Origin of the sequence: Halopseudomonas pelagia, assembly GCF_009497895.1 — a bacterium.
Classification (GTDB): domain Bacteria; phylum Pseudomonadota; class Gammaproteobacteria; order Pseudomonadales; family Pseudomonadaceae; genus Halopseudomonas; species Halopseudomonas pelagia_A.
In genome coordinates, this window is record NZ_CP033116.1 from 40,668 (window position 1) to 60,747 (window position 20,080).

At 57.1% G+C, this 20,080-nt stretch carries 17 protein-coding genes, 1 tRNA gene and 2 pseudogenes; 7 read left to right on the forward strand and 13 right to left on the reverse strand.

Features of this window, described 5'->3' with window-relative positions; all coding sequences use genetic code 11:
• Positions 1 to 27: 27 nt before the first annotated feature.
• From EAO82_RS00190 to glnK, 4 genes are all read right to left on the reverse strand, one after another.
• Positions 28 to 351: a hypothetical protein gene (locus EAO82_RS00190; RefSeq protein WP_096346359.1), complete on the reverse strand. Its 324-nt coding sequence runs from the start codon at positions 349 to 351 to the stop codon at positions 28 to 30.
• Positions 352 to 440: 89 nt separating this feature from the next.
• A complete protein-coding gene (locus tag EAO82_RS00195) occupies positions 441 to 911 on the reverse strand; it encodes a hypothetical protein (protein ID WP_096346360.1) in 471 nt (156 codons plus the stop codon).
• Between the two features lie 175 nt (positions 912 to 1,086).
• Positions 1,087 to 2,334 (reverse strand): ammonium transporter, encoded by a 1,248-nt coding sequence (locus EAO82_RS00200; RefSeq protein ID WP_096346361.1) that lies wholly within the window; start codon positions 2,332 to 2,334, stop codon positions 1,087 to 1,089.
• A 52-nt stretch (positions 2,335 to 2,386) separates the two neighbouring features.
• Positions 2,387 to 2,725, reverse strand: coding sequence for a P-II family nitrogen regulator (glnK, locus tag EAO82_RS00205; RefSeq protein ID WP_096346362.1), 339 nt, complete (start codon positions 2,723 to 2,725; stop codon positions 2,387 to 2,389).
• Between the two features lie 513 nt (positions 2,726 to 3,238).
• Between glnK and EAO82_RS00210 the strand changes: the two genes are divergently transcribed.
• Together EAO82_RS00210 and EAO82_RS00215 are read left to right on the forward strand one after the other, a co-directional pair.
• Positions 3,239 to 3,496 (forward strand): accessory factor UbiK family protein, encoded by a 258-nt coding sequence (locus EAO82_RS00210; RefSeq protein ID WP_096346363.1) that lies wholly within the window; start codon positions 3,239 to 3,241, stop codon positions 3,494 to 3,496.
• A gap of 31 nt (positions 3,497 to 3,527) precedes the next feature.
• On the forward strand, positions 3,528 to 5,036 hold the full coding sequence (locus EAO82_RS00215) for a YifB family Mg chelatase-like AAA ATPase (RefSeq protein ID WP_096346364.1): 1,509 nt from the start codon (positions 3,528 to 3,530) through the stop codon (positions 5,034 to 5,036).
• Between the two features lie 32 nt (positions 5,037 to 5,068).
• On the opposite strand, the gene EAO82_RS00220 is transcribed toward EAO82_RS00215, so the two are convergent.
• Complete coding sequence (locus EAO82_RS00220) at positions 5,069 to 6,769, reverse strand: putative bifunctional diguanylate cyclase/phosphodiesterase (RefSeq protein ID WP_096346365.1); 1,701 nt, start codon at positions 6,767 to 6,769, stop codon at positions 5,069 to 5,071.
• Between the two features lie 158 nt (positions 6,770 to 6,927).
• Here EAO82_RS00220 and rep point away from each other — a divergent pair, with 158 nt between their 5' ends.
• Positions 6,928 to 8,940: a DNA helicase Rep gene (rep, locus tag EAO82_RS00225; protein ID WP_096346366.1), complete on the forward strand. Its 2,013-nt coding sequence runs from the start codon at positions 6,928 to 6,930 to the stop codon at positions 8,938 to 8,940.
• Positions 8,941 to 9,010: 70 nt separating this feature from the next.
• Here rep and EAO82_RS00230 read toward each other — a convergent pair whose 3' ends face one another.
• Positions 9,011 to 9,439, reverse strand: coding sequence for a c-type cytochrome (locus tag EAO82_RS00230; protein WP_410402929.1), 429 nt, complete (start codon positions 9,437 to 9,439; stop codon positions 9,011 to 9,013).
• A gap of 314 nt (positions 9,440 to 9,753) precedes the next feature.
• Here EAO82_RS00230 and EAO82_RS00235 point away from each other — a divergent pair.
• Positions 9,754 to 9,830 (forward strand) — tRNA-Arg (locus EAO82_RS00235).
• A gap of 341 nt (positions 9,831 to 10,171) precedes the next feature.
• Here the strand turns inward: EAO82_RS00235 and EAO82_RS00240 are convergent.
• The 7 genes and pseudogenes from EAO82_RS00240 to EAO82_RS00270 all read right to left on the reverse strand — a co-directional run.
• A pseudogene (locus tag EAO82_RS00240) lies at positions 10,172 to 10,539 on the reverse strand (integrase); the annotation flags it as partial.
• A gap of 62 nt (positions 10,540 to 10,601) precedes the next feature.
• Positions 10,602 to 12,698, reverse strand: coding sequence for an LTA synthase family protein (locus tag EAO82_RS00245; protein WP_096346367.1), 2,097 nt, complete (start codon positions 12,696 to 12,698; stop codon positions 10,602 to 10,604).
• 47 nt (positions 12,699 to 12,745) lie between these two features.
• The gene (locus EAO82_RS00250; protein WP_096346368.1) at positions 12,746 to 13,138 is read right to left on the reverse strand and encodes a diacylglycerol kinase; all 393 of its coding nucleotides are present in this window, start codon (positions 13,136 to 13,138) and stop codon (positions 12,746 to 12,748) included.
• Entirely contained in the window at positions 13,128 to 13,766 is a 639-nt protein-coding gene (locus tag EAO82_RS00255; RefSeq protein WP_231703257.1) for a lipopolysaccharide kinase InaA family protein, read from the reverse strand. Before EAO82_RS00255 ends, EAO82_RS00250 begins: the two co-directional genes overlap by 11 nt.
• Positions 13,763 to 14,455: a class I SAM-dependent methyltransferase gene (locus EAO82_RS00260; RefSeq protein ID WP_096346369.1), complete on the reverse strand. Its 693-nt coding sequence runs from the start codon at positions 14,453 to 14,455 to the stop codon at positions 13,763 to 13,765. Before EAO82_RS00260 ends, EAO82_RS00255 begins: the two co-directional genes overlap by 4 nt.
• A 92-nt stretch (positions 14,456 to 14,547) precedes the next feature.
• Positions 14,548 to 15,810 (reverse strand): sensor histidine kinase, encoded by a 1,263-nt coding sequence (locus EAO82_RS00265; RefSeq protein ID WP_096346370.1) that lies wholly within the window; start codon positions 15,808 to 15,810, stop codon positions 14,548 to 14,550.
• The gene (locus EAO82_RS00270) at positions 15,800 to 16,483 is read right to left on the reverse strand and encodes a response regulator transcription factor (RefSeq protein ID WP_096346371.1); all 684 of its coding nucleotides are present in this window, start codon (positions 16,481 to 16,483) and stop codon (positions 15,800 to 15,802) included. Before EAO82_RS00270 ends, EAO82_RS00265 begins: the two co-directional genes overlap by 11 nt.
• Before the next feature lie 115 nt (positions 16,484 to 16,598).
• Between EAO82_RS00270 and EAO82_RS00275 the strand changes: the two genes are divergently transcribed.
• From EAO82_RS00275 to EAO82_RS00285, 3 genes and pseudogenes are all read left to right on the forward strand, one after another.
• Entirely contained in the window at positions 16,599 to 18,557 is a 1,959-nt protein-coding gene (locus EAO82_RS00275) for an LTA synthase family protein (protein WP_096346372.1), read from the forward strand.
• Positions 18,554 to 19,294 (forward strand): annotated as a pseudogene (locus tag EAO82_RS00280) (phosphatase PAP2 family protein). The gene EAO82_RS00275 and the pseudogene EAO82_RS00280 overlap by 4 nt, the downstream one beginning before the upstream one ends.
• Positions 19,282 to 19,965, forward strand: a complete 684-nt coding sequence (locus EAO82_RS00285; protein WP_096346373.1) for a dual specificity protein phosphatase family protein — start codon at positions 19,282 to 19,284, stop codon at positions 19,963 to 19,965. Before EAO82_RS00280 ends, EAO82_RS00285 begins: the two are co-directional and overlap by 13 nt.
• The last annotated feature ends 115 nt before the right edge of the window (positions 19,966 to 20,080 follow it).

Consider the following 20,080-nt stretch of genomic DNA (forward strand, 5'->3'; position numbering starts at 1 on the left):
TGCGCTGAGAAACCGTGCCGGCCATCCCTAGATCGGCCGGCTACCATACTTGCTGTCAGGTTTTCTCGGCGGATCTCCAACCACATTGGGATCCACCTCCTGAATCTTGCCGCCTCTGGCCATGAATTCTTCCATCTGCCGCGCGAGCATTTCCCGTTCGCGGGCCTTGGCTTCAATCGACAGCCCCTCTAGTAGATCTTCAGCCGTAGCCGCCTTCTTGCGGGTTTTGACCGCCGGCTCATCACCGTCGTCATCGCCGCTGGTGTCGCTATCTACTTCCGGCAGATCATCCGATTCACCGTCGTCATCCGCGGCGTTAAGATCATCGTCATCAATATCGTCGTCACTCATTCAAACCCCTCCCAAGGAAACACGCTATATATAGCTCAACGGGGGGATTTGGCTAGTACCCAGCGGAGTTTTTTTGTGTCAAACACACATCACATGGCTCTGACGCTATCAACCTGGCTCGCCAGACGCAGCGTTTCATGCTCTTCCAACTCCAGCATTTCCTCCATCAGCTCGCGCACTTCAGGCGTCGGCGCGCGGCCGGCAGCGGACCGATACAGCTCTATCAACTGGTTGTGGATGTCCATTATCGCTTCGCTGATTTCCTCAAAACTCATGCCGACGAAGGACAGCGTCTGGCGTTTGTCCGCCGGCAGCTTTTCGCTGAGGTGCTCGTACAGCCAGGTATGCAAAGCACCGGCATTGCCGTGCTTGCTGATCTTGCTCACCACGTCGTTGAGTTTGCGCTCATGGTCGGCCAGGTATTCCAGCAGCCATTTGGCCTTTTCGCCGGGCTCGCCATCCATGCCTTGCTCCAGCCGCTCTGCCAGCTTGCGGTGCAGTGCACCGGTCCACTCGATCAGCTCTTCGTAAGTTTCTGACTGCATTTCTTTATCCACCATATTAGGCTCCGTTCAACATGAGATTGCGTTACCGCTAGGACCCCATGTAGTTCGGTAAGTTTAGCCTGTGTTGCCAGCCCTCTGAAGGACGATGACACAATCGCCTCTCGGAAATGAAACAGGGCGCCCGAAGGCGCCCTGTTGGGTACTGCATAAGTTGACTCAGTCAGCGTAATTACTTGCTGCTGGTGAACTCGGGGTAGGCTTCCATACCGCACTCGGACAGATCCACACCGCCGTACTCTTCTTCTTCGGTAACCCGGATACCCATGACCGCCTTGAGGATGGTCCAGAGAATCAGGCTGGTGATGAACACCCAGAGGAAGATGGAGACGATACCCAGCAGCTGGCCGCCGATGGTGGCATCGCTGTTGGTCAGCAGAACCGCCAGCACACCCCAGATACCAACCACACCGTGGACGGAGATGGCACCGACCGGATCGTCGATCTTGATCTTGTCGAAGCCGAGGATGGAGAACACCACCAGCACACCACCAACCGCACCGATCAGGGTAGCCTGGAAGCCACCGGGGGACAGCGGATCAGCCGTAATGGCAACCAGACCAGCCAGCGCACCGTTCAGTGCCATGGTCAGATCGGCCTTGCCGAACAGGATGCGTGCAACAACCAGAGCAGCGATCAGACCACCCGCCGCGGAGGCGTTGGTATTAACAAACACCTGGGCAACAGCGTTGGCATCTTCAATGTTGGACACGATCAGCTGCGAACCACCGTTGAAGCCGAACCAGCCCAACCACAGGATGAAGGTACCCAGTGTAGCCAGTGGCAGGTTGGCACCGGGGATCGCATTGATCTGACCGTTGGAGCCGTACTTGCCTTTACGTGGCCCGAGGATGATCACGCCAGCCAGAGCCGCAGAGGCGCCCGCCAGGTGAACGATACCGGAACCGGCGAAGTCGCTGAAACCAGCTTCGGACAGAAACCCACCGCCCCAGCTCCAGTAGCCCTGGATCGGGTAGATGAAGCCAGTCATGATGACCGCGAAGGTCAGGAAGGCAAACAACTTCATGCGCTCGGCTACCGCGCCGGAAACGATCGACATGGCAGTAGCAACAAACACCACCTGGAAGAAGAAGTCAGCACGGGCTGAGTAGTAGGGAGCGTCATCGCCACCTGCCAGCACATCTTCAACTGCGTTTTCGCTACCGATCAGCAGACCCAGGTTGGGCATAATGCCGCCTTCGTCGCCGGAGTACATGATGTAGTAACCGACCAGCAGGTACATCACGCTGGCAACTGCATACAGCGTGATGTTCTTGGTGAGAATTTCGGTAGTGTTCTTGGCGCGGACCAGACCAGCCTCGAGCATGGCAAAACCCGCTGCCATCCACATGACCAATGCGCCACAGATCAGAAAGTAGAACGTATCAAGCGCGTACTTGATTTGGACGATATCTTCCATAATAAGCCCCCCATGTAGGCTTAGTTACTGCATTCAGTGATGAGGTGACTGCTCAGACTGCGTCTGTGCCCGTCTCGCCTGTACGGATGCGGACAGCCTGTTCCAGGTTGACCACGAAGATTTTGCCGTCGCCGATCTTGCCGGTGTTGGCGGCCTTGGTAATGGCTTCAATGACGCGGTCGAGCATGTCGTCACCGATGGCCACGTCGATCTTCACCTTGGGCAGAAAATCCACTACATATTCTGCGCCGCGGTACAGCTCGGTGTGACCTTTCTGCCGGCCAAAACCTTTGACCTCAGTCACGGTGATGCCCTGAACGCCGATCTCGGAGAGTGCTTCACGCACGTCGTCCAATTTAAAAGGCTTGATAACAGCCGTTACTAATTTCATGTTGTTACTCCCGATTGATGGACTGCCCTGGGGGACAGGACCAGTCTATGCCGAGTTAGAGGCTTTTAGAAACGGACAATGCACAGATGTTGTTGCAGTCGTCCGCGCCGGCAGCACACTCCGGCAGGGCAACGGCTGTCATAGCCTTTATCAACTGCTTCATCTTCTTATGCTCCTTGGATGGCTTTTTGCAAAGTCATGCTGCTCAGAGGCGGAATGCGCGAAAAGGTTACTCCGCCCAATTCAGCTGGGATGTGCTTTGCAGAAAGCCTGCCACTTTTCATTTATTGCTATATTTCAATCAGTTAACCCTCCAGCGCAGCCAGGACTCTGGCCATTCGCTTTTATCGACGCACCACCATGGTGCGTCGCGCTTTTACGACGTGCTGATATCGGGCACAAATCCGCAGCGCGCTGAAATGGCACGAAAACAACCCAGGATGTTAGACTCAGCGATCACATACCGGACCGCTCCTTGAGCGGCCTCATCGCCAGCGAACAGGTTGTACAGTCATGTTGCACAAAGTCTTGATTGATGCGGTAAGCAGCCAGGCCACGCGCCTGTTGATGAGCGAAAAAGGCTTGCCCGCGCCGGACGTGGAAAAACACCTCAAGAGCCTGCTGCAAAGCGCGCTGGCAAAACTCGACGTGGTCAGCCGCGACGAGTTCGAGACCCAGCAAGTGGTACTGCAACGCACCCGCGAACGGCTCGAGGCACTGGAAAAGCGCGTCACCGAAATGGAGCAGCGCGCTCAACCCCCGTCCGTCTGAGAAAACAAGACGGACTGATCAAGGAGCGATCATGTCCCTGGCTATTGTTCACAGCCGCGCCAAATTGGGCATTCAAGCACCCGCCGTTACCGTTGAAATACACCTGGCCAACGGCATGCCCAGCCTGACGCTGGTCGGCCTACCGGAGACCGCGGTCAAGGAGAGCAAGGACCGCGTGCGCAGCGCCTTGCAGAATGCCAACCTGGATTTTCCCAGCCTCAAACGCATCACCATCAACCTCGCCCCGGCCGATCTACCCAAAGAAGGCGGGCGCTTTGATCTGGCAGTAGCTTTGGGGCTACTGGCCGCCAGCGGTCAGATACCCGCCGATAGCCTGGAACATTGTGAATGCCTGGGTGAACTGGCGCTCTCTGGTGAACTGCGGCCGGTGCAGGGCGTACTGCCCGCCGCGTTGGCCTGCCGTGAACAACAGCGAACCTTACTGCTACCGCGCGCCAATGCGAGCGAAGCGGCGTTGGTGCGTGGCGTACATATCATCGCCGCAGACCACCTGCTGGAGCTGTGCGAGCATCTGCGCGGCGAGCGCCAACTTGAACCGGTGCCGACCGATAGCCAGCCGCAGGCAGCCACAGGGCTCGCCGATCTGATTGATGTGCAGGGCCAGGCCCAGGCCAAACGCGCGCTCATCGTGGCCGCCAGCGGCAACCACAATCTGCTGCTGTTCGGCCCGCCCGGCACCGGAAAAACGCTGTTGGCCAGCCGCCTGCCGAGCATACTGCCGCCGCTGACCGAGCATGAAGCTCTGGAAGTTGCCGCGATTCAATCGGTCTGCGGCAGTGAGCCGCTGCAAGCCTGGCCAGTGCGCCCCTTTCGCTCGCCCCATCATGGTGCATCGGCCGCGGCACTGGTGGGCGGCGGCAGTCAACCCCGGCCGGGTGAGATAAGCCAGGCGCATCAGGGCGTATTGTTTCTGGATGAGCTACCCGAGTTCGACCGCAAAGTACTGGAAATGCTGCGCGAGCCCATGGAGTCCGGGGTGATTCATATCGCCAGGGCACGCGAACAACTGAGCTTTCCCGCTCGCTTCCAATTGATCGCCGCCATGAACCCTTGCCCCTGCGGCTATCAGGGGGATGCCTCGGGGCGTTGCCGCTGCTCGCCGGAACAGGTGCAACGCTACCGCAGCAAGCTCTCGGGCCCGCTGCTGGACCGCATAGACTTGCACCTGGCCATGCACAACGAACCATTCAGCCTTGCGGGGCAGACCCAGGGTGATCTGGACAGTAGCAGCGCGGCAACACAGGTCAGCCAGGCAAGAGCGCGCCAACTGGCCCGCCAGCCCTGCCTCAACGCACATCTGGATCTCTCTGGGCTGCGGGACCACTGCCAACTGAGCGACGCAGATGGCAAATGGCTGGAGCAGGCAATCGAGCGCTTGGGGCTGTCCCGGCGTGCCAGTCACAAGGTATTGAAGATCGGGCGGACCTTGGCGGATCTGGCAGGCGAGGAGGCTATCGGCAGACAGCACCTGGCCGAAGCACTGCAATACAGGCAATTGGACCGGCGGCTACTGGGCTGAATCTGGATACAAAAGCATTGCGACTGAAAACATCAAAGGCAGTCGCTGATGACCTTGTTGTCTTCGCGACCCATGCGGTAAGCGTCGAGGAAATAGCAGAGTTCTTCAAACGGCATGGCCGGGCTGATAAAAAAGCCCTGTACCTGATCACAACCCATCTGCTGCAGAGCATCCAGCTGCTGACGATGTTCGACACCCTCGGCCACCACTTCCAGATCCAGGCTATGCCCCAGGTCAATCATCGCATTGACCAATTGGCGGTCGGAGCCGGACACATCAATACCCTTGACGAAGCTGCGATCGATCTTCAGCAGATCAATCGGCAAGCGCTGCAGATGCATGAAGGACGAGAAACCGGTACCGAAGTCGTCAAGCGAGAAACGCACACCCAGCCCCGCCATACCCTGCATGGTCATCAATACCTGATCCGGGTTCTGCATGACCGCCGTTTCCGTCAGCTCGAACTCCAGCCAACGTGGATCGATAGCGGTTTTTTCCAGCAAGCGTTTGACCGTGGGTAACAACTGGCTGTCCTGGAACTGCCGAAACGACACATTCACCGCGATATGAATCGGTGGCATCTTGCGCTTTTGCAGTTGCGCCAAGTCGTGACAGGCGCGGGCAATCACCCAGTAACCCATCGGCACGATCAGACCGGTTTCTTCGGCCAGCGGAATAAACTCGTTGGGGCCCAGCAAGCCACGTTCCGGGTGGCGCCAGCGGATCAGCCCTTCCAGGCCGACGATCTTGCCGGTGCTCAAGTTAACGCGCGGCTGGTAATGCAGCTCGAACTGGTTGCGGCGTAGCGCCTGGCGCAAAGCGGTTTCGAATTCGATCAGGCTGTTGGCCTGCAGGTTGATGCGGTCATCGTAGAAATGATAATGACAGCCGCGTTGCCCCTTGGCCTGCAGCATCGCCATATTGGCGTGCAGCATCAGACTGTCCACCGTCTGCCCGGCCTCCGGATAGGTAGCAATGCCAATGCTGCAGCCTAACAACAGACTTTCGGATTCGACGAAAAATGGCTCAGCCATTTCACTGGTCAATTTTTGTGCAATATGCAGCAGATTACTGGCGCGCGCGTAGTCTTCAACGATTACCGCAAACTCATCCCCACCCATGCGCCCGACTGTGTCGGTATTGCGCAAAACCCGGCGCAGCCGGGTAACCACTTCCTGTATGATGACGTCGCCCGCACCATGACCCAGCGTATCGTTAACGTGGCGGAAATTGTCCAGGTCGATGAACAGCACTGCCAATGGCTGGTTGGTACGCAGCGCCCGACGCATGCCCAACGTAAGCCGGTCCTGGACCATCTGGCGATTGCACACACCGGTCAAGGCATCGTAGCTGGAGGCATGGCTGATCGCCGATTGCAGATCATGCCGTTCGATGGCGTATTTGAGGCAGCGGATCAGTTCGCCAGCGCTAGCCTGATCCCAGATACTATCGTCTACCTGATGCGGGTTTTGATCGAACTCGGGCTCGCTGGCCAAATGAATCACCGGTACCGGCGAGTCCCAGTCTTCCAGCAGAAAGGACGGGCGAGCGAGAATGGCTTTGAAGTCGCCCTCAGCCAACAGCTGTCGAGCGCTAGACCAGCTATCCGCTTGAACCAGCTCATAGGGGTTGGATCTGAGCGACATGAGTCGACGACTCAACTGCACCGAAGCGCCAGGGTCGGTGTCAAGCAGCACAATACGCAGCAATTGACGCTCAGAAGCCAAACTCATTTCTCCGAATGATCCATATAAATTAGCTATATAGAACGTATTTATAAAGTAGGTTATATCTAAAAAATGAGCAATAACCAAGACACGTTTTAGCCAAATGTCCTGTAGGCAGTCAGATTTAGCGTCAATCAGCCCAAAAATCGAGGAGAAAATCGCCGGTGGCCAGTCTTAACCCGCGGCAGCAGGAAGCCGTCAACGACATCAGTGGACCCTTGCTGGTCCTTGCCGGCGCCGGCAGCGGCAAGACCAGCGTGATCACCCGCAAGATCGCCTATCTGGTGCGTGAATGCGGCTACAAGGCGCAGAACATAGTGGCTGTGACCTTTACCAACAAGGCCGCCCGCGAGATGAAGGAACGCGTCGGCATGCTGATCAAGGGCAAAGACGCCCGCGGCCTGACCGTCTCGACGTTTCACAATCTGGGACTGAACATCATCCGCAAGGAACATCAGCGCCTGGGTTACAAGCCCGGTTTCTCGATCTTCGATCAGCAGGATGCTCAGGCGCTGATTACCGATCTGATGCACCGCGATTACGGTGCTGACGACGGCACCGAGGGCATTCAGTCGCAGATCTCCAGTTGGAAGAACGACCTGATCATGCCCGATCAGGCCCTGGCCCAGGCCAAGACGCCGCAAGAACAGACCGCCGCCAGCGTATATATGCACTACAACCGCACGCTCAAGGCCTATAACGCGGTGGATTTCGACGACCTGATTCTGGTGCCGGTGACGCTGTTCCGCGAGCACCCGGATATTCTGGAGAAGTGGCAGTTCCGCATTCGCTATATGTTGGTCGACGAATACCAGGACACCAACGCCAGCCAATATCTGCTGGTCAAAATGCTGGTGGGCAATCACGCGCGCTTTACCGTGGTCGGCGACGATGATCAGTCAATCTACGCCTGGCGCGGTGCACGTCCGGAAAACCTGGCGCAGCTCAAGGAAGACTTCCCGAACCTGAAGGTGGTGATGCTTGAACAGAACTACCGTTCAACCAGCCGCATCCTAAAAGCCGCCAATACGTTGATTGCCAACAACCCGCACGTGTTCGAAAAGCAATTGTGGAGTGAGCTGGGCTACGGCGAGCCGATCCGCGTGATCCGCTGCCGCAATGAAGAAATGGAGTGCGAGCGCGTCGCCACCGACATTCAGACCCAGCACTTGAAGCACAAGCGCGACTGGAAGGATTTCGCCATCCTCTACCGTGGCAACCACCAGTCACGCCTGCTGGAGCTCAAGTTGCAGCACCATCAGATCCCCTATCACCTCTCTGGCGGCACCAGTTTTTTTGCCCGTCAGGAGGTCAAAGACCTGATGGCCTACTTCCGGCTGCTGGTCAATCCCGATGACGATAACGCCCTGCTGCGCGTAATCAACGTGCCGCGCCGGGAAATCGGCCCGGCCACGCTGGAAAAGCTCGGCACCTACGCCACCACGCGGCAAATCAGCCTGTACAAGGCCTGCAGCGAACTGGGTCTGGCCGAGCAGTTGGAGCCGCGCTATTGCGAGCGTCTGCAACGTTTCGGCCATTGGCTCGACGGCGTGCGCAAGCAGTGCACCCAGGGCGATCCGATCGAGGCGGTGCGCAGCATGGTCAACGATCTGGACTACGAAAACTGGTTGAGACAGAACTGCTCCAGCGACGACGTCGCCGCCAAACGCATGGGCAACGTCTGGTTTCTGGTCGAGGCACTGAAAAACACCATCGAGCGCGATGAGACCGGCAAGACCGACATCGAAGATGCCATCGCCAAACTGGTGCTGCGCGATATGCTCGAGCGGCACGAGGAAGAGGAGGACACCGATCGCGTACAGTTGATGACCATGCACGCCTCCAAGGGCCTGGAATACCCGCATGTGTTTATCATCGGCATGGAAGAAGAGATCCTCCCGCACCGCTCCAGTATCGAAGCGGACAGCGTAGAAGAGGAGCGACGCCTGGCCTATGTCGGCATTACCCGCGCCAAGCGCACGCTGACCTTCACCTACGCCGCGCGCCGCCGTCAGTTTGGCGAGGTGATCGACTGCCTACCCAGCCGCTTTCTGGATGAGCTGCCCAGTGAAGATCTGGAGTGGGAAGGCACTGACGATGCCCCGCCGGAACAGAAGCAGGCCAGGGGCAACTCGGCGTTATCGGACATTCGCGGCATGCTTGGCCCGAAGAGCTGAATAGCAGCTACAAAAAAGCCACCCGCAGGTGGCTTTTTCTTGGACAGCGCCAGATTTATCAGCAGCGCTGTTAGAGACCAGACATATGCTGAATGGCCGCCATGATTTCATCATCGGAGCAATCCGCACAGGTGCCCTTGGGCGGCATCGCACCCACACCGGCAATCGCCGATTGGGTCAGATCTTCCATACTGCCAGCTGCAGCGAGACGCGCTTCCCATGCTGCAGTGTCACCAGTCTTGGGGGCTTCTAGGATGCCCGAACCGTGGCATGCAGTGCAGTACTGACCGTATACAGCATCACCTGAACGCGGTTCGCCACCACCAGCAGAAGCGACAGTGCCCGCTTCTTCAGCACAGGGGTCACCTGCCATGCACACAGTACCGACTGGCTTGAGACGCTCAGCGATGGCGTCATTGATCGTGTTTGCAAAAGTACCACCGGTCACCAGAACAAGTGTGGCTGCACAAGCAACCAGGATTTTTTTCGCAGTTATCACTTAAACATCCTCATCATGGCTAATCCGTCGGGCTTGATAGCGATACCCGTATAGTGCGAGCGAGTATACCGGTAAACCCGCAGCCAACAAAATAGCATCTGTAACCGGCGACAACAGGCCGCAGTACGACCGCTTTCCAGATGAAAACACCCGCCTGTAAGCCGGGCATGGACGCCGACCTAATCAATGCGTATTATTGCGCCCCTGAAACGCACCCGTAGCTCAGCTGGATAGAGTACTGCCCTCCGAAGCCAATACTCAGCCCTTGTGCCACGGTGCGGCTAGAGTTCAAAATAGCCATGTTTCACTAATATGCACCCGTAGCTCAGCTGGATAGAGTACCGCCCTCCGAAGGCGGTGGTCACTGGTTCGAATCCAGTCGGGTGCACCATTTCCTTTAAAATCAATAGCTTGTACGATCTCAAAATCGGCAAGGTCAAGCATTGATCACTGCCCCACTCGGCCAGTACTCAGTTACCCACCGCGCAAATGCTGAAAAGCATGACATCTAGCTCAAATCACGAGCAAACCCTTAAAAATCGTCTGTGCCCAGATTGTGCCCATATCGCGCCCACCCGAATTTGGTGACTAGTGGTAGCGTGGCTTGTTTGAGTACTGCCTGGCACAAAAGCATCTGGCACGAAGTAACTCATGTGACTCACTTGATTTTTTGGTTGATCGCCGTCTTTCGCTGGAGGCAGGTATCGGCAAGAAGCGGACGGTTCATCCTATAAACAAGCAGTTCCCTTTCCTGAACCGCCCGCGGAAACGGGGCAGAACCCCTTTATGTATCCAGGCTTCTAGCGCCGTCCGGGTTTGTTCGGTGATTTCGAACTGGACTGGTCGATGAGTTTTCTGTTGCATCACAATTGCCCGAGACAATACTGGTGCACCATGTGCTATATCGCGCACCCGGAGCTTCGTCAAATCACAGGCCGTAACTTGCTGTCGATTGCCAAATTGAAAAGAGCTAGATCTCGGGTTTTCCCAGCAATTTGAAGGCTTATTCGAATAGACCAAATATCTCTGAGTCGAACCGGCGCTTTCTGCCCGACTAGCTTGCCTTTATTCCAGGGTTCACGAGCAACATTGGTGTTCATGGCTTTTCCTGCACGTTATGGAGGATAACTCGTCTGCGGCAAATCCTGATAGAAGTCATTCGCTAGGGCGCCGGAACCTCGGGTGCGCTTCGGTTTTTCGATACCTCAACCCCTGCTTTGTCATCCAACAGGGCCTGTGTTGCAGCTTGCACATAGGCCTTAAGCTCCTCTTGCAAGCGCTTTGGCTTAGGCACCGCTGTTTGCAGGATGGCCTTCGGCTCGGCGCCTAACTGATACCGGTAAAGCCTGGGTTCTTCGTCGCGCGGTTGAATCAGCACGTTATCCCCACGGATGATGCCCACGGTCTGGCCGCCACCGGATGGCTTGATCACACCCACACCTTGATCATCTGCTGGCAGCGTAAGCAAATCGCGTCCCCAGCATTGGTGTCGAACCTCGCCACCGAGTCGGCCCATGATGGTGGGTACGATATCCACCTGGGTACCGACGACGTCATTCTGCTCGCCAAAGCGCTCGATCATGCCCGGAGCGATCAGTAGCAGGGGTACATGGAAGCGCAACAGGTCCAGTTCCGTCAGTTGCTGTGGAGTCCCAAAGCCGTGGTCGCCGACGATGACGAACAGTGTCTGGTCGTAGTAAGGCTCATCCCTGATCTGTTCGAAGAAACGGCCCAACGCCCAGTCGGAATAGCGCATAGCGCTCAGGTGTTCGTTCGCATAGCTTCCCTGGTCGGTAACCTCGTCCACTGGCAGGGTATCGGGTAGAGCATAGGGGGTGTGGTTCGACAGGGTCTGCAGCAGTGCATAAAAAGGGCGATCGGGATCGAGTTGGCGCAGCTCTATGACGGCCCGATCAAACATGTCCTGGTCGGAAACGCCCCAGGTGGGGTCAGACACCACCGGGTTTACATAGTCATTGCGACCGATGAATCGCGTCATGCCCTGATTACCGAAAAAGCCGCGCTGGTTGTCCCAGGCAAAGTCGCCATTGTAGACGTACAGATCGTCGAAACCGCGTGCGCCAAGCAACTGAGGCAAACCTGAAAACTGATTGCCGCCCTCCGGCTCCTGCATCAGATATTCGAACGCAGGCAGGTTGGGAAAGCACCCCATGGTGGCGAACATGCCCTGATGAGTATGGGTGCCGCTGGAGAAGTGACGGGTAAACAACAACCCCTGCTTGCTGAGCTTGTCGAACTCGAGGGTTATCTGCAGCGAGGAGCCGAGCGCGCCAGTGTAGTAGCCCGCAAAGCTTTCCATCAGAATCACGACCACGTTGCGGATCGGCAGCGTGGCGTCCTCGGGCGGATAATAGTCGCGGCGCACCGGAGCCAGCTCAGGTTCGACCAACTGGTCGTGTACGCCGAGCAGCATCTGTCGGGTGATCCCAGTCGCCTGCTCTGCAGGAATCAAGTCGACCCAGGCGTTGTCGCGGTGCTCCGAGTACTGGGCTTTCGCTGCGCCATAGAGGGTCAAGGAGGGTGTCAGTCCCAGCTGGTTGGCGAACATCGAGTCGGTAGTAAAAGCATCACCCCATCGCAGTGGCGGACCCTGGCGCAGCGTGCCTCGGGCCAATACGGTAGCGCTGAGCAGCAATAGAACTAGCACGCCCAGCCGGGCCGCCATCGCTCCCCGTTGGGTCATTCTTATCCTGTTGGCATCTGCTGGCTGGCGGGTGTGTCGGTCAAGCCAGCGGATAAGCCAGTACATCAACAGCGATACAATCGCCAGAGTCAGCACCAGCCGTACTACAGGAAACCCGTACCAGAGCATGCGTAGCACAGTAGTGGGATCTTCCTGCAGGTATTGAAACACCAGTGCGTTCAGACGCTGATGAAATTCTCGGTAGAAGTTCAGCTCTATTACACCCAACAAACTCAACAACAAGGCTGTCAGGGTCAGCCAGATACATTGCAGTGTGCGCAATTGCATGAGCCTGGAGCTGAGGAATGTCAGGATCAACGGTGCCCCTGCAATCATTACCAAGCGCACGTCAAAGCGCAGGCCGTTGTAGATGCCTTCGCCCAGATCCGACCATGAGGCGTCTGCGGCCAGCTCCCAGTTGAAGGTCAGCAGTGCCACACGCAGGCATGTCAGTAATAGGGTGAGCGCAAACAGTGTCGAAAGCACAAAGAATAATTGGCTACGCAGGCCAACGGTCGACCGAGGCAGCTCAGGGGTATCAGGAGAAGTACGCATGACTATGGGGATTTCCATTCGGGTGTGGACGCAACAGGCGCTGTCGGCTAGATCAATATCACCAACCAGACGGTAAGAATCATCAGTAGCGATATAAGCTGCGCAGCGCTGCCCATATCCTTGGCCTGCTTGGAGAGGGGATGCAGTTCCAATGAAATACGATCAACTACAGCTTCTATAGCCGAGTTGAGCAGTTCTACGATCAGCGCCGCAAACACCACTAGTAGCAGTATCGCGCGCTCGATCGAGCTGACGTCCAATACCACGGCCAGCGGAACCAGTACCGCGCTCAGCGCTAGCAACTGGCGAAACGCCGCTTCTCCAGTGAAGGCCGCCCGCAGCCCTGCCACTGAATAACCTGTGGCTTTGAACACCCGACCTAGACCGCCACGGCTTTTCAACGCAAGTGCGTTGCTGCTGGATACGGAATCAGGCTTCATCTGTATCTACCTGACATTCCAGTTGCGGGTTGTGATAACACTCCCGCAGATAGCTCCAGTCTGCCTCAGGCATGTCACCACGGCGGCGTCGGAGCTGGGAAAGATCATGGTTTATTGCCTTGCTACGCAGGAGCCTGATACGGCTTTTCTCCAGATCCAGAAGAGCCACTTCCGGCACCTTTGCAGTCAGGCTGATGTAAACATGTTTGCTATACAGGCTACCGTGTTGTCTGCGCCTGCGACGCAGTCTTTGCAGCACCAGCGCGAGGCGGCGAAGCACGGCTTTACGACTAGTTTCGTCCAGCTTGGGCGCGTGCTCGGCATACCATTGGTCCAGGCTGACAAAGCCACTCAGCTCTTCGGTGATCAGCAGTGCCTGCTGTTCACGTAATACAGTAGGCAGGCCAAATGGATGGCACCAGGAACGAAACAGATGGCCGATCTGGCGCTTGCAGTAAAGCGGGCGTTGCTCGGGCTGTAGCGGTGGTAGCAGCTTGACGCCACTCTCACCGCCGCGACGATGGTTCGGCTCCTCGACCCAATGACCGTCCATGCTCCACCAATGCTCAAAGCCATACTGACTGAAGCTGGAAAGCAGCCCGCAGGGCTGCCAGGATGCACTAGTCACGGGCGCACCTTACGCAGAACATAAACGCGCCACATGGCGTAACCGGGCAGAAAGTCATGGTGATTAAGAATGCTGAAACCGGCCTGACGGAACTCGCTCTCGATGGTGTCGCGGCCGACCAGGAAACGGTTCTGGTTGTCTGATCGATTGCCCCGAGCGTTACGGCGTGCCTCCAGTCGTTTGCGCTTCCAGGCCTTGTAATTGCCATCGACCCAGAGGGAGATGATCACCGTGTCGCGGGTGACTCGGCAAAATTCATGCAGCATGGCCAGACGGTGTTCGGGGTCGGCAACGTGATGGATCAGGCGCATGCAGAAAATGCTGTCCACCGAATTGTCGCCCAGATCGATGTCGAAGGCCGAGGCCTGGAATGTCTTGACCCTTTCGACAATTTCAGGTGGCTGGCCTGCCATCGCGGTTGTCAGCATATCGGCGGAGTTGTCGGCTGCCAGGATCACGCGATTGGGAGCTTCTGCCAGCAGGGGCCAGAACCGGCCCGCGCCGCAGGGCAGATCGAGCACCAGGTTGGGTTCGCCTGCATCTTTCAGTGCGTGTCGCGCCAGCTGCATATCGCGCCAGTTCGAAAGGCGACGAGCCAGCCCTGCCTGGTGTTTTTGCAGATACTGATAGGCATGCTGCTGATCATACTTCTCGGAAAATTCCAGCTTGATCGCTTTGGCTTTGGACATTGCAGGGCTCTCGGATATGTTTATCCGGGCCAGAATATCCAACAGTGGGTCAAGTGCTTGTCAAAAGAGTGTCAAAATTTCGTGAAAGCCCGCTAGATCAGCGTGACCTCAAAGCAACTCCCCTCGGTAGGCAGAGAATACATCCGCACTTCCCAGCACTGGTATGCGCAGATGCGCTTGACCAGTGAAAGCCCCAGTCCCAATCCTTCGCCCCGTGCTTCTGAGCCGCGCACGAAGGGTTTGAAGATATCGTCCTGCTGCGCGCTGGGTACCCCTTGGCCACTATCTTCTACTCGGAAGCCGTTGGCCGACAGCAGCAGGCGTATCTCGCCTTTTGCGGTATAATGCAGGGCGTTGCGGATCAGATTGGACATGACGGTGCTGAGAAACCCCTCGTGGAATAGCATATCGTTAGGCTCTTCTACAATAAGGTGAAAACCCAGGCCCTGGTCAGCAAAACGCGGTGCCCAGCGCTTTGCTTGCTCGTGCGCGACCTGCTCAAGTGTGGCGCTGCCGCTCAAAGGATTCTGGAGAGTGTTGGCGCGGGCCAGCAACAGGAAGGTTTCCACCAGTTCGCTTATTTCTGCACTGGCGCGCTTTATACGGTTCAATTGACGGTGCTCGCGTTCATCCAGCGTAGCGGTCTCAAGCAATTCTGCAGAAGAAGCGATGACCATCAGCGGGGTACGCAGCTCATGGCTGACGTCGCTGGTAAAAAAGCGCTCGCGCTCCAGCGAGCTACGCAGTTGTCCCAGGGTGGCATCGAAGGCTGCGGCAACATGACCCACCTCATCTTCTGGATAATCCGGCGCCAGATGAGGCGCGAGGGTATGCAGTTGATCACGGTGGCGAATCTGCTGAGCAAGTCGCGCCAGGGGAGCTATGATGGTGCGCGCCATCATCCAGCCGAGCAGCCAGGCAGCCAGACCGCTTAGAATGAAGCCAGCGAAAACGACGGTGAAAAGCGCAGTCTCCCGTGCCTCGAATTCGGCTTGTTCGCGCACCAGCATGAAACGTTGCTGGGGCGTATCATGGACGTACAGGTAGTAGGCACCCGTCTCATCGACGATCTCGCTGAAGCCATCATCCAGGCCGATAAAGTTCGCAGGGATCTCGTAGCCTGGTATGTGCGAAGCAAATAGTCGGGTTTTGGCGTCCAGTCTGGGAGGCAGGCCCTGGGCCAGATCCTTGTGGAGAATACTGTCCAGCTCCTCTGCCATGCCTTGGGTAACCAGATGCTCTTCGATAAAGTGCACTATCGCGACAATACCCAGGGAGAAGCCCCCGCTGACCAGCAACGTCATCAGGGTGAATGCAAAGATGATGCGGCGAACCAGCGGTTGTTTAGTCTTCATTGTCGCGCTCGGCAAGACAGTAGCCCATGCCATGCAGGTTGTGCAGCAGGGGCCGGGCAAAGGGTTTATCGATCACCTGACGTAGCTGGTGCACATGGCTGCGCAGGCTGTCGCTGTCGGGTAGTTCCTCGCCCCACAGGGCCTCTTCCAACACTGCGCGGCGAACCACCGCCGGGCTTTTGCGCATCAGTACTTCCAGTAGTTTCAGACCTACCGGGTTGAGCTTGAGCATTCTGCCCTGACGGGTGACCTGCAGGGTATCGAGGTCGTAACTGAGATCGGCTACCTGCAGTTGATGTTTGGCGCCGCCCTGGCTGCGCCGCAGTATGGCTTCTATGCGTGCTACCAGTTCAGACAGAGCGAAGGGCTTGACCAGATAATCATCAGCACCACTTTTCAGGCCTTTGAGACGGTCTTCCAGCTGGTCGCGCGCGGTCAGCATGATGATCGGTGTGTCGCGCTGGGCATCGTCGCGCATACGCTGACACAACTGATAACCGTCGATGCCTGGCAGCATGATATCCAGCACGATCAGATCGTAATGCTCGCTGACCGCCAGATGCAGGCCGGACAGCCCGTCCTGGGCGCAGTCTACCGTGTAGCCCTTGCCCTGCAGGTAATCCAGCACGTTGGCCAGAATGTCACGATTGTCTTCGATTACCAGAATACGCATCCATCGGCCTCATCAATTGGAACCTGTTAACTAACACTTTTTTCACAGCGCCTTAACGAGCTGCTGACAGCAGTATGCCCACACTTGCGCCAGTCTCATCAATGCGGATCATACAATGCACCTGTTCAAGTTTGCGCAAGCACGTTATCTCGCCATTATTTCTCTGGTCTGGCTGGCAATTTTCATCCTGACTCGCACCCTGTTGCTATCGACTCACCTCGATGAGGCGCAGTTAGGCTTGGTCAGCACCCTGGCGCTTTACGGCCAGGGTGGCATCTATGATCTGGTCTTTCTGCTGTATGCGCTGGCTCCAATGACTCTTTACCTGTTGCTGTGTCCGAGGCGGGTCTGGCAAAGCCGCTGGAATCAGCGACTGCTGCAGCTTTTACTTACCCTGAGCATTTTCATCATGCTGTTCACGGCGATATCCGAATGGCTGTTCTGGGATGAGTTCAGTGTGCGGTTCAACTTCATCGCGGTCGATTATCTGGTGTACTCCGATGAAGTGCTCAACAACATTCTCGAATCCTATCCGGTTTACCCGCTGCTGGGTGTATTGGCATTGATTGCTGTCGCTATCACCTTGAGCCTGCGTGGTGCCATGCGCCGTGTTGCATTGGCGCCCCTGCTGTCGTGGCGCCAACGGGGTATGGTCCTTGGCAGCTGGGCGTTGTTGTTAGCGCTGAGCGTCGGCGTGGTGGGTCAGGACTTTCCGCGCAATAGCGGTGGTAACGCCTATCAGCACGAGTTGTCGGCCAACGGGCCCTATCAGTTTTTTGCGGCCTTTCGTAATAATCAGCTGGATTACGAACAGTTCTATCCTGTGCTGCCGTTGAAGCAGGTCGCCAAACGCATGCGCGATGAAGTGCGTGAGCCCAATGCCGTGTTTGTGGACAGTAATCCCCTGAGCATTCGCCGGCTTATCGACAACCCTGGCCAACCCGTGCCCATGAACGTGATTCTGGTGACCATCGAAAGCCTGAGCGCTAAATACCTCGGTAGTGAAGGCGACACCCGTGGGCTAAGTCCGGAGCTGGACGCGCTGCGCCAGCAGAGTCTGTATTTCAGCAATCTGTACGCGACCGGGACCCGCACCACGCGTGGGCTGGAGGCAATTACTCTGTCGATCCCGCCAACCCCAGGCCGCTCGATCGTCAAGCGCGTTGGCCGCGAAAGCGGTTTCGCCAGCCTGGGACAGCAATTTACCGCTAAGGGTTATGACAGCGTCTTCATGTATGGCGGGCGTGGCTACTTCGACAACATGAACGCCTTCTTTGAGGGGAATGGTTATCGCACTGTCGATCAGGCCAGTGTGCCGGACAGTGAAGTTACCTTTACCAATGCCTGGGGCATGAGTGATGAAAACCTGTATACCCAGGCCCTGAAAGTAGCTGATGCCGACTTTGCCAAGGGCAGCCCGTTCCTGTTGCAGTTGATGACGACCTCCAATCACCGACCCTACAGTTATCCGGAAGGCCGCATCGATATTGCGTCAGGCAGCGGTCGCGAAGGAGCTGTGAAGTACACCGACTATGCTATCGGCGAGTTCCTGCGCGCAGCGCGGCAGAAGCCCTGGTTTGATAACACGGTATTTGTGTTTATTGCGGACCATACGGCGGGCAGTGCCGGCAAGGAAGATCTGCCTGTCAGCAGCTATCACATTCCGTTATTCATCTATGCGCCGCAGTTGGTAAAGCCAGCTGAGGTGACCACTCTGACCAGCCAGATTGACCTGGCTCCTACGCTGCTCGGTTTGTTGAACATGGATTACACCTCGACCTTCTTTGGCCGCAATGTACTGCGCGAGGATGCAGCGCCAGGACGCGCCCTGATTGGCAATTATCAGCATCTGGGTCTATTTGATGGCCAGAATCTGGCGATTCTCAGCCCGCGTCAATTGACGCGTATGCACGACGATGCGCTGGGTGACAGTCTTGAAAGTACGACCGACCAGAGCGATCCGTTGATCGCGAGGAGCATTGCCTACTACGAGGGCTCCAGCTATGCCTTCGGGCATGATTTGCTGGCCTGGCATGCCCTGATGGAACCCAAAGCGCGGATCAGCCAGAGATGAGGGCGCAAATACAGGTTTCCAGACCATTCAATTTCCGACTTTGGCTGGCACTACCGCTCAGTTTGATGGCTCTGATGCTGCTGGTTGATCCGGGTCCGCTGGATGTGGCCATCTCCAACCTGCTCTATCAGCCAGGGGAGGGCTTCATTGGCCGTCACAGCTTCTTTCTGGAGGATATTCTGCATGACCGCGCCAAGCAGGCGGTCATAGTGATCGGTGTGTTGGCCATCGTGGGGTTTCTGCTTAGCCTTTTACCTACGCGGCTGCGGGTCTACCGGCGGTCGCTTGGCTATCTGGTGTGAGCCATGGCGCTATGCACCAGTCTCGTGACGCCCCTTAAGGCGCTGACCAATGTGCACTGCCCCTGGAGCCTTCAGCAATACGGTGGTGATCAGGTGCATACACCATTACTGAGCGAACGGCCTCCGAGCGATAAGGCTGGCCGGTGCTGGCCGGGCGGCCATGCTTCCTCAGGGTTTTCCTTGCTGGCACTGTTTTTCATGCTCCGTGATCGGCATCCGCGCACCGCGCGTGGGGCGCTGATTCTGGCGCTGACCCTCGGGGTGATATTCTCGGTCGGGCGCACCATGCAGGGGGCGCATTTCTTGTCGCATAACCTTTGGACGCTGCTGTTTGACTGGTGCATCTGCGTAATCTGTTACCGACTGCTCCTGTACCGCTCACCCGGAGCTGCATCGGCTGCGACTACCGGCGTAGGCACCCCATGCATATCATGACCCGGCGGCGCCTTGTACACCTGGCGGCCTGGCTGGCTTTGCCTCTGGTTATTCTGGCTATAGTCGCTCTATGGCGTCCGGACGTGTTGCGCAGCAGTCACGTGGAAATACCTCGGCCGACCCTCACGGACCAGCAGGCTCGACCTGCTGCCTGGGCCCAGCCGCTGGCCCCAACTTTTCTTTTCCACGCGCTGAGTCCAACGCTTTACCGCAGTGCGTTGCCCAGCGGGGGCGATATCGTCGCGCTGCAGGAGAATGGCATTCGCACAGTGATCAACCTGCATCAGCAGAGCGATGACCCCTGGCTGGCGGTAAATGATATTCGCAGCGTGCATATGCCCTTGCGTGGGGATAGGGTTACGGATGCCCAGGTCATTGCTGTGCTGGGCGCCATTCGCGAAGGGGAAAAGCGGGGAGGCGTGCTGGTGCATTGCAAGCATGGCCAGAACCGAACCGGGCTGATAAGCGCCATGTATCGTATCGTGTATGACGGCTGGAGTCGGGAGCAAGCCATGGCGGAGATGGTGGAGGGCGGGTTCGGACCACCTCAGCGCATGACAGATGCAATAGGCTATCTCAACAGGGTCGACGTGGATGCGGTAAAACTGGCGATCAGCAAGGGTGAGTGCAGTACCCGTATTCTTGCCTGGTGCCGGCTCAAAGGCGAGTGAGTGAGGCCCTGGGCAGTCGCGTGTCACCCGCATCAGACAAAAAAGGCATTTCAGAGCAATGTCTGGTTTACTAATGCTTTTTGCCATCATACATTCGTACTGCCATCGGGGTGGC